The sequence below is a fragment of the Pseudomonas sp. SMV71 genome, assembly GCF_052042015.1.
Lineage (GTDB): Bacteria > Pseudomonadota > Gammaproteobacteria > Pseudomonadales > Pseudomonadaceae > Aquipseudomonas.
The window spans coordinates 16,707-29,127 of the sequence record NZ_JBKGGU010000020.1 but is presented as its reverse complement, the minus strand read 5'-3'; the positions used below and the strand labels follow the sequence as shown (position 1 = coordinate 29,127).

Below are 12,421 nucleotides of genomic sequence, written 5' to 3'. Positions count from 1 at the left end.
TGCACCAAACAACTGTGGGAGCGAGCCCGTTCGCGATGGCGTCGGTACATTCAACATTTCTATTGATTGACAGACCGCTATCGCGAGCAAGCTCGCTCCCACAGGAGGCATGCTCAGGGTGATGAAATCAGCCGCGATGACGCCCGCGGAAGTAGCTGATCAGACCCTGGGTCGAAGCGTCTTCCGCCGGGCTTTCTTCACTGCCCACCAGTCGGTTGTAGACGCCTTTGCCCAGTTCCTTGCCCAGCTCCACGCCCCATTGGTCGAAAGCGTTGATCCCCCAGATGACGCTCTGCACAAACACTTTGTGTTCATACAATGCCACCAGTGCGCCGAGACGGCGCGGACTGATGCGCTCGACCACCAGCGTATTGCTCGGACGGTTGCCGGGGATCACCTTGTGGGTGGCCAGTTTCTGCACGTCTTCTTCGCTCGCACCTTTGTCGCGAAGCTCGGCTTCGGCTTCGGTGCGGGTCTTGCCGAGCATCAGTGCCTGGCTCTGGGACAGGCAGTTGGCGTACAGCCACTGATGGTGGTCGGCCACCGGGTTGAAGCTGACGACCGGCACGATGAAGTCCGCCGGGATCAGTTGGGTGCCTTGGTGCAGCAGTTGGTGGTAAGCGTGCTGACCGTTGCAACCGACGCCACCCCAGATCACCGGACCGGTGTCGGTGGATACCGGCGTACCGTCCTGGCGCACGCTCTTGCCGTTGGATTCCATGTCCAGCTGTTGCAAATGCTTGGTGATGTTGCGCAGGTAATGGTCGTACGGCAGGATCGCGTGGCTTTGCGCGCCCCAGAAATTGCCGTACCACACGCCCAGCAGCGCGAGCAGCACCGGCATGTTCTGCTCGAACGGCGCGCTCTGGAAGTGCTGGTCCATCGAGTAGGCGCCAGAGAGCAATTCCTTGAAGTTCGACATGCCGATGGCGAGCGCGATCGGCAGGCCGATGGCCGACCACAGCGAGTAACGCCCGCCAACCCAGTCCCACATCGGGAAGATGTTCTCTTCGCGGATGCCGAACGCCACGGCGGCGGCGTTATTGCTCGATACGGCGATGAAGTGGCGGTACAGCTCGGCTTCGGAGCCACCCTGGGCAAGGTACCAGGCGCGGGCGGCCTGGGCGTTCTTCAGGGTTTCGAGGGTGTTGAAGGACTTCGACGAGACGATGAACAGCGTGGTCTCGGCGCGCAGCTTCATGGTCAGTTCGTGGAACTCACTGCCGTCGATGTTGGCCAGGTAATGGCAGCGCACGCCTTTTTGCGCATAGGACAACAGCGCTTCGGACACCAGCTCGGGGCCGAGGAAGGAACCGCCGATGCCGATGTTCACCACGTCGGTGATCGGCTTCTCGGTGTAGCCGCGCCACAAACCGTCGTGAATGCGGCCCACCAGGTCGGTGATCTGATTCAGGACCTTGTGTACATCCGGCATCACGTTGACGCCGTTGACCAGCAGCTTGTCCCCCACTGGACGGCGCAGGGCGGTGTGCAGGGCCGGGCGGTTCTCCGAGGCGTTGATGATCTCGCCTTCGAGCAGTGCCTTGATCGCGCCCTTGAGGTCGACTTCGTTGGCAAGACCCACCAGCAGGTCGCGGGTCTGGGTGGTGATCAGGTTCTTCGAGTAATCGAGAAACAGGCCACAGCTCGACAGGGTGAATTGGTTGAAACGCTGCGGATCGGCATTGAACGCTTCGCGCATGCTGAAATCCTGCATGGCTTTGCGGTGGTCATTCAGCGCTTGCCAGGCGGGCAGAGCGGTCACGTCATGAGGGGTTCGGTAATACGCCATCGCTGCGGGTTTCCTTTTTACTTGAACGACCTTTTTGTACACGAAAATTCCGGCGCGGCTTGCGGCGGGCGTCCGGAGACTGCGTCGACACGATCGCCGCACGCAGGGCGACTACAGTAAACCTCGCGTGGCGATCTGTCTTGACTTTGTCAGACCGCAAGCCGGTACTTTTTTATACATTGGGGTTGGAAGGGGGGCGACGGGCGGGGCGCTGTTAGCAGCGGCGCCTTGAAGCCGACCTGTAACTTGCAGATGTACTTGCTTCAATTGTGGGAGCGAGCCTGCTCGCGATGGCGGTGTGTCTGTCACATTCATCTTGAATGTGCGGACGCTATCGGGAGCAGGCTCGCTCCCACAGGGAGATGGCAGGGGTCAGGCGGGTGCGTCGAGATCCAGATGCAGGTTATCGATCAACCGCGTGGTGCCCAGGAAGGCTGCCACCAGGATTACCAAGTCCCGGTCCTCGCCCGTAGCCGGGCGCAGGGTCCGGGCGTGACGGATCTCCAGATAGTCGGGACGCAGGCCGGCGGCTTGCAGTTGTTTGAGCTGCTCGGCAATCAGTGCAGGGAAGTCCCTTCGGCCCTGACGGATGGCTTCGGCGATTTGGCTCAGGCCGCGATAGAGCACGGGTGCGGCGGCGCGTTCTTGCTGGCTGAGGAAACCGTTGCGCGACGATAATGCCAGGCCGTCTTCGGCGCGTACGGTCGGCTCGCCGATGATCTGGATCGGCATGTTCAGGTCATGGACCAGTGCGCGGATCACCGCCAGTTGCTGGAAATCTTTCTGACCGAACACCGCCAGGTCTGGCTGGACCATGTTGAACAGCTTGCTGACCACCGTCGCCACACCTTCGAAATGCCCTGGTCGGCTGGCGCCGCACAGGCCTTCGGATAATTGCGGGACGCTGACCCGGGTTTGCCCGGCCATACCGTCGGGGTACATCTCCTCGACGCTGGGCGCGAACAACAGGTGGCAGCCGGCCTGAAGCAGTTTCTCCTGGTCGGCTGGCAAGGTCCGGGGGTATTTGTCCAAGTCTTCGCCGGCACCGAATTGCAGCGGATTGACGAAAATGCTCGCCACCACGAAGTCGGCCCGTTGCGCCGCCTTGGTCACCAGTGCCACGTGACCGCTGTGTAGGTTGCCCATGGTCGGGACAAAGGCGATGCGCTTGCCTTCGCCGCGGGCGCGGGCCACGGCGGCGCGCAGTTCGCGTACGGTTTTGACGGTGTTCATGCGGAAAATCCGTGTTCGACGCCAGGGAAGGTGGCCGCTTTCACTTCGGCCACGTACGCGCCCAGGGCTCCCTGGATGCTGGTTTGGCCTGCCATGAAGTTCTTCACGAACTTGGGCACGCGACCGGTGATCGAGAGCCCGAGCATGTCATGCAGCACCAGGACCTGCCCGTCGGTGGCGCTGCCCGCGCCAATCCCGATCACCGGGATGTTCACCGCCTGGGTAATTTCTTCCGCCAGCTCGCTGGGTACGCATTCGAGCAGCAACATCGCCGCCCCGGCCTGCTCCAGGGCAATCGCATCGGCGCGCATCTGGCGTGCCTGATTTTCATTGCGGCCCTGGACCTTGTAGCCGCCGAGGACGTTCACCGCTTGCGGCGTCAGGCCCAGGTGCGCGCAGACCGGGATGCCGCGCTCGGCCAGCAGCCGGATCGAGTCGGCGAGCCACAAGGCACCTTCTATCTTGAGCATGTGCGCGCCGGCCTGCATCAATTGGGCGCTGTTGCTCATGGTCTGTTCGAGGGTGGCGTAGGCCATGAATGGCAGGTCGGCGAGGATCAGTGCATCGGTGTTACCGCGTTTGACCGCGGCCACGTGGTAGGCCATGTCGGCGGTGGTCACCGGCAGCGTACTGTCGTGACCTTGCAGCACCATGCCGAGGGAATCGCCCACCAGCAACACTTCGACACCCGCCTCGTTGCAGGCGTGGGCGAACGTTGCGTCATAGCAGGTCAGCATGGTGATCTTTTCACCTTTTTGCTTGAGACCTTGCAGCGTGGTCAGGGTAATAGCTGGCATGAAAAAGTCCTCATTGGGCGTTCGTATACAGGCGCACCTTCTATGTGTAGTGCTTGTAAGGCCTGGATGGCGCCCTTCAACGCCGCGTTGGCGGCAACGGGACGCCTATAGTCGTGAGGAGTACGGGGGAAGTCAATTGGATGTGTTACCGGCGGGTGTTACCGAGGTTACTGATGCGTTTCAGCCGTGGGGGGCGTTTTAAAGGTGACCGTCCGGTACTGGAGTTTGTGGGAGCGAGCCTGCTCGCGATAGCGGTAGGCCAGTCAATGTGAATGTCGACTGATATACCGCTATCGCGAGCAGGCTCGCTCCCACAAGGGACGGACTGTGTCAGAGAGGGGGCAGGCGCTCCAGGCCTTCGAACGGGCACGCGGCCAGCATGTCCTTGAGCAGGCGCCCGTCGGCCAGGCGCAGGCCGGCGGGGACCAGTTCCGCCAGTGGATAGAGTACGAAAGCCCGGGCCTGCATGTGGTAATGCGGGACTTTCAGGCGCGGTTCATCGATCAGGCGCTCGCCGAACAGCAGGATGTCCAGGTCCAGGGTCCGTGGGCCCCAGCGCTCCAGGCGCTCGCGACCTTGTCCGGTTTCGATGGCTTGCAGCGCATCGAGCAGGGCCAGGGGGGCCAGTTGGCTGTCCAATGCCGCTACGGCATTGGTATAGCGCGGTTGACCCGGCAGCAGGGAGTCGCTTTGATAAAACGCCGAAACGCCCGCCAGTCGGGTGTCGGGCAATTGCGCCAAGGCCTGGAGGGCGCTGCGCAGTTGTTCGGCGGGTTCGGCCAGGTTGCTGCCCATGCCGATGTAGACGCGTTCCATCGGTTATTCGCCCGAATCGCTCGATGCACCGGCACGTTTGCGCTTGGCTCCGCTGCTGCGACGGCGCTTGCGCGGGCCGCTGGCACCGTCGTCCTTGCCGCTGAGTTCACGAATCATCTCGCGGCGCTCGCTGTCGTTGGCGTCCTGGTAATCGGTCCACCATTCGCCCAGGCCGTCGGTCTGTTCGCCGGCGCTTTCGCGCAGCAGCAGGAAGTCATAGCCGGCACGGAAACGTGGGTTGTCCAGCAGCAGGTCGGCGCGCTTGCCGCTGCGCCGTGGCAGGCGCTCCTGCATGTCCCAGATCTCGCGGATCGGCATTGTGAAGCGCTTTGGAATCGCGATGCGCTGGCACTGTTCTGCGATCAATTCGTGGGCGGCTTCCTGCATCGCCGGGATCGGCGGCATGCCTCGGTCCTGCAGGCGCAGCACCCGGGCTGGCAGGGCCGGCCAGAGCAGGGCGGCAAACAGGAACGCCGGGGTCACCGGCTTGTTCTGCTTGATGCGCAGGTCGGTGTTGATCAGCGCTTCGCTGATCAGGGTGTGGGTGTAGGTCGGGTTGTGCTCCAGCGCCTCGGCACTGGCCGGGAACAGCGGGTCGAACAGTTGCAGGTCGACCAGCATTTCGAAGGTGTCCGCTGCGTTGCCCGACAGGAACAGCTTGAGCACTTCCTCGAACAGCCGTGCCGAAGGGATTTCCCGCAGCATCGGTGCCAGTTCGCGAATCGGCGCGGCGCTGTGTTTTTCGATGCCGAAGTCCAGCTTGGCGGCAAAGCGCACGGCCCTCAGCATCCGCACCGGGTCTTCCTGGTAACGCTGCTTGGGATCGCCGATCAGGCGGATCAAGTGATTACGGATGTCGTGTACGCCATTGGCGTAATCGAGAATGCGCTCGCTCACTGGATCGTAATACAGCGCGTTGATGGTGAAGTCGCGGCGTTGCGCGTCCTCTTCCAGCGTGCCGTAGACGTTGTCGCGCAGGATGCGACCGCTCTCGTTGCGCGAAGACTGGTTGCTGTCTTCCTCTTCATCGTTTTGCGGATGATTGGCGCGGAAGGTGGCCACTTCGATGATTTCACGACCGAAGTGGATGTGGACCAGCTTGAAGCGCCGGCCAATGATCCGTGCATTGCGAAATTCGGCCCGTATCTGTTCCGGCGTGGCGCTGGTGGCGACGTCGAAATCCTTGGGGGTGATGTTGAGCAGCATGTCGCGCACGCATCCGCCGACCAGGTACGCCTGGTAGCCGGCGCTCTGCAGGCGTTCGACGATGTTCACCGCATAACGGCTGAACTGGGCCTTTTGCAGGGAATGCTGGCCGCTGTTGAGCACTTCAGGCGTGCTGCGAATGTGTTGCGTACGACGCAAGGGAGAACGGAATGACTGGAACAGCTTCTTCAGCATGGGATGCACTGTTTGAAGGAATGTTCGGCCAAAACGAAGAATGACCGCATGATGGGCGGGGATTCTAGCATTTAGTGGAGGGATGGTGTAGGACACGGCAGCTTTGAGCTGCAAGCTTTAAGCCGCAAGCCTTGTAGGACTGCAGGCTGGAATCGCAGAAACCACAAGGGGAGCCGAAGCTCCCCCAGAATTAGTTGCGTGCTCTGTTTTTATTATGGTTTTCGGGCTTCTTGTTTTTGTTGAGTGCCCGCGCCACGAAGTTTCCTACGTGACCCTCCCAATCGGGAGCCAAGAGCAAACGGATTGCTTTGGTCGCTGTGTTGCAGTGATCAATCGATCCAACCAGTTCAGGCACCTGTCTTGAGACAGTTTTATTGTTCTCGGCCTGGTCGTGGGGCAAGCCCCAAATACAACGCCTCTCCAAAAGAATCAGTTAGCTGCGCCTCTCGCCGTCTTGTTTTTATTGTGCGTGAGTCGATTCGTCTTATTTTTATTGTCTTTTGCATTGCTTGTTATTGTTCTTGTACCAAAGCTATAGCAGGGTGCGTGCCAACTTTTGCCCGGCCCCGCAAAACCGGGGGTTCTATCGTTATAGCCATTTTTCCGAGGCGAAAAAAAGCCGGGGTTTCGTTACCGTAAACCCCGGCTTCTGTTACGTGAAAAAACTGAGGTAACAGTTTTTTCACATTGATGACGTTACGACCTGGTAACCCTGTGGGAGCGAGCCTGCTCGCGATAGCGGTGTACCTGTCACAGCAGGTGTGACTGATCTGGCGTCATCGCGAGCAGGCTCGCTCCCACAGTAATCTCAGCTTTCGCTGGCGACGCCGGTCTTACGCCGGGGGATGCCCAGGCGCTGGCGACGCTCCCACAGGCACTTGCGGCTCACGCCCAGCTTGCGGGCCAGTTCCGTCTCGGTCATGTGGTCCTGATGTTCTAGGACGAAATGTTGGAAGTAATCCTCCAAGGACAAGTCCTCGGTGGGTTCGTGGCTGGTGTTGTTGGCGCTGCCAGCCTGTTGCGGAGCCAGGCCGATGAATTCTTCGTCGTCCAGGTCACCCAGCTCGATATCGATGCCCAACAGGTCGGCGGAAATTTCCGGGCTCTCGCACAGGATCACCGCCCGTTCCACCGCGTTCTCCAACTCCCGAACGTTACCCGGCCAGCTGTAATGCCGAATCGCCTGCTCGGCGTCCGGGGCGAATTTGAGGTCGGTGCGGTTGACCCTTGCGCTCTGGCGCGCAAGGAAGGCTTGGGCGATTTCGTTGACGTCCGCGCCACGCTCGCGCAGGGCCGGGAGTTTCAAGGCAATCACGTGCAAGCGGTAGTACAAGTCTTCGCGGAACTGGCCGATCTTCGCCAGGTTCTTGAGATCGCGGTGGGTCGCCGCAATCAGACGGACGTCGACTTTCTGCGACTGCACCGACCCGACCCGACGGATTTCACCTTCCTGGAGTACCCGCAGCAAACGCGCCTGGGCTTCCAGCGGCAACTCGCCGATCTCATCGAGAAACAGCGTGCCGCCGTCCGCCGCCTCCACCAGCCCGGCGCGTCCGGCGCTGGCACCGGTGAAAGCGCCTTTCTCGTGGCCGAACAGTTCGGACTCGATCAGACTTTCCGGGATGGCCGCGCAGTTCACCGAGATCATCGGCGCCTTGGCTCGGCGCGACAGGTTGTGCAGGGCGCGTGCGACCAGCTCTTTACCGGTCCCTGATTCACCCTGGATCAGCACATTGGAATCGGTCGGAGCGACCTTGCGGATCTTGCCATAGAGGTCCTGCATGGGCGGGCAGGAACCAATGATGCCGATCTCGCCATTGTTGTTACCGGCGCCGGCTTTTGTAGCAACCGCAACCTTACCGTTCGTCGGTTCCATCGGGCTGCTTACCGCCGTCTGGCGATCACGCAGGATGCGAGCCACTGCCTGGAGCATCTCGTCGTGGTCGAACGGTTTGGCGATGTAGTCCACGGCGCCCATTTTCATGGAGTCGACCGCCGAGCGCAGGCTGGCGTAACTGGTCATGATCAGCACCGGCGTGCCCTGGCCGAGCTTGATCAGCTCGGTCCCGGGCGCGCCGGGCAGGCGCAGGTCGCTGACGATCAGGTCAAACGTTGGGATGCTGAAACGCTCTTGTGCTTCCTGCACGGATCCAGCTTCGCTGACCTGGTACTGGTTGCGTTCCAGCAGGCGGCGCAAGGCGGAGCGGATAATTGTTTCGTCTTCGACGATCAAAATGTGCGGCATTGATTCGATTCTCTCGACGGTCTCAGTTCACAGCGGACGTCGCTTCGACATGACGCGGCAAGGTGACCCGTATACGGGTGCCGCGTTGGCCCTGAACATCGGCCGGGCTGTCGATGGTGATTTGTCCATAATGCTCTTCAACGATGGAATAGACCAGTGCGAGGCCCAGACCGGTGCCTTCGCCAGGATCCTTGGTGGTAAAGAAAGGTTCGAACAGTCGGTCCATGATGTTCTGTGGAATACCGCTGCCTTCGTCCTCCACGATCAGGTCGATCGTGTGTTCGCTGGCTTCGCTCCTGACCCGTACCGCGCTGCCGGCCGGCGAGGCATCGCGGGCATTGGAGAGCAGGTTGATCAGCACCTGGGCGAGCCGCTGGGGGTCGCCGTCGACCCAATGCTCCGGGTCGCACAGGTTGAAGAATTGCACCTCGAAGTTGCGCCGGTTAAGGGCCAGCAGACCAATAGCATCCTGGGCCACCTCGGCCAGACAGACGGGCTCGTCGTTGTGCTGGTGGCCGCCGGCGTGGGCAAAGCTCATCAGCGACTGAACAATGCGCGATACCCGGCGAGTCTGCTCAAGGATCTGGCTGCTGATTTCCGTCAGCTCGCCGTCGTCTTCGCGCTCTTCGCGCAAGTTCTGCGCCAGGCAGGCGATGCCGGTGATCGGGTTGCCGATTTCATGAGCCACCCCGGCGGCCAGCCGGCCGATGCTCGCCAGGCGCTCGGAATGCACCAGCTTGTCTTCGAGCATCTGAGTATCGGTCAGGTCCTCGACCAGTAGGACCAGGCCGCTGTTACCCGGCGCCAGCGGCTCGTCGATGGCGGCCTTGTGCAGGTTGAGCCAGCGCGTCTGGCCGTCGATGGCCAGGTGTTGTTTGTGCAAGTGCTCGTCCGGCAGGTTGATGAAGCCTTGCAGCAGGCCTTTCCATGGTTCGCCCAGGGTGCTCAGGCGCGAACCGACCACACGCTGGGCGGCGATCCCGGTCAGCTCCTCCATGGCCTTGTTCCACATCAGGATTTCCTGGTCCTTGGCCAGGGAGCAGACGCCCATCGGCAGTTCCTGCAACGTCTGGCGATGGTAGCGGCGCAAGGCATCGAGTTCGGCTGCCAGGCCGGTAAGACGCGAGTGATAGTCCTCGAGACGGCTTTCGATGAAATGGATGTCTTCGGTGACATAGTTCTCACCACCGGCTTTGTACGGCAGGAATGTCTCGACCATGTCCTGGGCCACGCTGGGGCCCATCAGGCCGGACAGGTTGGCTTCGATCCGGTCGCGCAGGCGACGCAGGGCATAGGGGCGGCGTTCATCGAAGGGCAGGTAGAGGTCGCGCAGGGCCTGTTCGACTTCCTTTTGCGCGGCCTTGGCACCCAATGGCTTGGCCAGTTGCGTGGCGAACTCCTGGGGCGAGGCGGCGTGCAGCTCGCGGCGCTGTGGGCGACGGACGTTGTCCACCGCGCAAGCCTCGGCAGCGCTGGCCTCCTCGCTGCTGGCGTTGGTGAACAGCGAAATCAGGGTGAACATCAGCACGTTCGCCGCCAGCGAGGCGATGGCTGCCATGTGCCAGCTGGTGTCGTCGAGCACGTAGATCATGTTCAACAGCGGAATATAGAAACCCTGCAGATTGCCCATCAGCGGCAACAGCATCGCCACCAGCCACACCAGGATTCCCGCCAACAGGCCGGCGATGAAGCCGCGGCGGTTGGCAGTCGGCCAGTACAGCACTGACAGCACGCCAGGGAGAAATTGCAAGGTGGCAACGAAGGCGACGATGCCCAGGTTGGCCAAGTCCTGACCGTCACCGAGCATCAGGTAGAACCCGTAGCCGGCCATGATGATCGCGACGATCAGCGCCCGCCGGGTCCATTTCAACCAGCGATAGATATTGCCCTCGGCCGGTGGCTGATAGAGCGGCAGCACCAGGTGGTTAAGGGCCATGCCCGACAGCGCCAGGGTGGTGACGATGATCAGCCCGCTGGCCGCCGAAAGGCCGCCAACGTAGGCGAGCAACGCCAATGCCTGGCTGTTGGCGGCGATGCCGATGCCCAAGGTGAAGTATTCCGGATTGGTACTGGCCCCCAGCTTCAGGCCGGCCCACAGGATCAGTGGCACCGCCAGGCTCATCAGCAGCAGGAACAGCGGCAAGCCCCAGCTCGCGCTCACCAGCGAGCGCGGGTTGAGGTTTTCGGTGAACGTCATGTGGTACATGTGCGGCATGACGATCGCCGAGGCGAAGAACACCAGCAGCAACGTACGCCACGGGCCTTCCTGCAACGGCGTGTGCAGGGCGGCGAGGGCGGTCTGGTTTTGCAGCAGCCACAACTCCAGTTGCTGCGGGCCGTCGAATACGCCGTACAAGGCATAAAGGCCGACGCCGCCGATGGCGATCAACTTGATCACCGATTCAAACGCAATGGCGAACACCAGGCCTTCGTGCTTTTCCCGGGTGGCAATGTGCCGGGAACCGAAGAAGATCGTGAACAGGATGATCAGCGCGCAGAAGCTCAGGGCCACTCGGTGCTGTACCGGTTCGCGGGTCAGGATGCTGATGGAGTCGGCCACGGCCTGGATTTGCAGGGCCAGCAAAGGCAATACTCCGACCAGCATGAAAATCGTGGTCAGCGCGCCGGCCCAGGTGCTGCGAAAGCGGAACGCGAACAGGTCGGCCAGGGACGACAGCTGGTAAGTGCGAGTGATTTTCAGGATCGGGTAGAGCAGCACTGGTGCCAGCAGGAACGCGCCCGACACCCCGAGGTAACTGGACAGGAAGCCATAACCGTACTGATAGGCCAGCCCGACCGTGCCGTAGAACGCCCAGGCGCTGGCGTAGACCCCCAGCGACAGGGTGTAGGTCAGCGGGTGACGGATGATCGCCCGGGGGATCATGCCTCGTTCGCTGATCCAGGCCACGCTGAACAGCACCGCCAGGTAGGCGGCGCTGATCAGGATCATCTGGGTCAGGCTAAAGCTCATCGGCATCTTTTTGGCTCTGCAGGATGAAGGTCACGACAATCAGGATCAGCCAGAGCAGATACGGGCGGTACCAGGCACCCGTGGCATCGATCCACCAGTCCATGATGGCCGGGGAGAACAGGTAAATCCCCACTACCAGGAGCAGGACCAAGCGATAGATGTACATCCCGGCCTCTCTTGTTTATGCACGTGCCCGAAAACGTGCGGCGATGGTAACGGATGGGCGCCAAGCTGCAAGGGCCGTCAACGTATTTGCGCCTCGGGCAGGCTCAGTGTGCGCGGGATCCCGGCCACATCCCAGTGGCGGATGCCCCAGGCCAGCAGCTCCGGCGGGCTGGCGTCGGCCAGTTCCGGGCCCGGTTGCTGCCCCAGCGCACGCAAGGCCCGCAGCAGCAGGGGCGTTGCCTGATCGGCTTGCAGCGGTGGCGAGCGATAGGACTTGCCCAGTTTTTGCCCGTCCGGCTGGGTGATCAATGGCACGTGCAGGTAGCGCGGTTGTGGCAGCCCGAGCAGTTCTTGCAGGTATAGCTGACGCGGCGTGGAATCCAGCAAGTCGGCGCCGCGCACGATATCGGTCACCCCTTGCCAGGCGTCGTCCAGCACCACCGCCAGTTGGTAAGCATAGAGCCCGTCGCGCCGGCGGATCACGAAGTCCCCGGCCTCGCGGCCCAGGTGCTGGCGATATTCACCCTGTACCCGGTCTTTGAAGTGGTATTGCAGTTCAGGCACCCGCAGGCGAATGGCTGCGTCTTCGGTACCGTGCCCGGCGTTGCGGCACAGCCCCGGATAAACTCCCTGGTACGCCTCCAGTTGCTTGCGCGAACAGGTGCAGGCGTAGGCCAGGCCCTGGCTGAACAGCCGGTCGATGACTTGAGCGTACGCCTCATGACGATCGCTCTGGCGCACCATCTCGCCATCCCATTCAAACCCGTAGCTCTCCAGGGCTTTGAGGATCGCCGCTTGCGCACCCGGTTCTTCCCGAGGCGGGTCGAGGTCTTCCATGCGCAGCAACCAACGCCCACCTACGGCTCGGGCATCCAGGTACGACGCCAGCGCGGCGACCAGCGAGCCGAAATGCAGGTGGCCACTGGGGGTGGGGGCGAAGCGGCCGATATAGGAGGAGGTTGCGGTCATAGGAAGAATGTTACTGGTTCAGGGCAACGGAT

At 61.8% G+C, this 12,421-nt stretch carries 9 protein-coding genes; all 9 read right to left on the bottom strand.

Annotation, left to right across the window (positions count from 1 at the left end; translation table 11 throughout):
* Window positions 1-127 precede the first annotated feature (127 nt).
* The gene (gene pgi / locus ACLEJQ_RS19865; RefSeq protein WP_440797709.1) at window positions 128-1,792 is read right to left on the bottom strand and encodes a glucose-6-phosphate isomerase; all 1,665 of its coding nucleotides are present in this window, start codon (window positions 1,790-1,792) and stop codon (window positions 128-130) included.
* Between the two features lie 372 nt (window positions 1,793-2,164).
* Window positions 2,165-3,025, bottom strand: a complete 861-nt coding sequence (panC, locus tag ACLEJQ_RS19860; protein WP_440797707.1) for a pantoate--beta-alanine ligase — start codon at window positions 3,023-3,025, stop codon at window positions 2,165-2,167.
* Complete coding sequence (gene panB, locus ACLEJQ_RS19855) at window positions 3,022-3,822, bottom strand: 3-methyl-2-oxobutanoate hydroxymethyltransferase (RefSeq protein ID WP_440797705.1); 801 nt, start codon at window positions 3,820-3,822, stop codon at window positions 3,022-3,024. Before panB ends, panC begins: the two co-directional genes overlap by 4 nt.
* A gap of 330 nt (window positions 3,823-4,152) precedes the next feature.
* The gene (gene folK, locus ACLEJQ_RS19850; RefSeq protein WP_440797703.1) at window positions 4,153-4,638 is read right to left on the bottom strand and encodes a 2-amino-4-hydroxy-6-hydroxymethyldihydropteridine diphosphokinase; all 486 of its coding nucleotides are present in this window, start codon (window positions 4,636-4,638) and stop codon (window positions 4,153-4,155) included.
* A gap of 3 nt (window positions 4,639-4,641) precedes the next feature.
* Window positions 4,642-6,039, bottom strand: coding sequence for a polynucleotide adenylyltransferase PcnB (locus ACLEJQ_RS19845; RefSeq protein WP_440797701.1), 1,398 nt, complete (start codon window positions 6,037-6,039; stop codon window positions 4,642-4,644).
* An 808-nt stretch (window positions 6,040-6,847) separates the two neighbouring features.
* Window positions 6,848-8,284, bottom strand: a complete 1,437-nt coding sequence (locus tag ACLEJQ_RS19840; protein WP_440797699.1) for a sigma-54-dependent transcriptional regulator — start codon at window positions 8,282-8,284, stop codon at window positions 6,848-6,850.
* A gap of 22 nt (window positions 8,285-8,306) precedes the next feature.
* A complete protein-coding gene (locus ACLEJQ_RS19835) occupies window positions 8,307-11,261 on the bottom strand; it encodes a sensor histidine kinase (protein ID WP_440797697.1) in 2,955 nt (984 codons plus the stop codon).
* Complete coding sequence (locus ACLEJQ_RS19830; RefSeq protein WP_003176118.1) at window positions 11,245-11,421, bottom strand: hypothetical protein; 177 nt, start codon at window positions 11,419-11,421, stop codon at window positions 11,245-11,247. The genes ACLEJQ_RS19835 and ACLEJQ_RS19830 overlap by 17 nt, the downstream gene beginning before the upstream one ends.
* Before the next feature lie 77 nt (window positions 11,422-11,498).
* Window positions 11,499-12,389 carry a tRNA glutamyl-Q(34) synthetase GluQRS gene (gene gluQRS, locus ACLEJQ_RS19825; RefSeq protein WP_440797695.1) on the bottom strand — a complete coding sequence of 297 codons (891 nt, stop codon included), beginning with the start codon at window positions 12,387-12,389 and terminating at the stop codon, window positions 11,499-11,501.
* Window positions 12,390-12,421 lie beyond the last annotated feature (32 nt).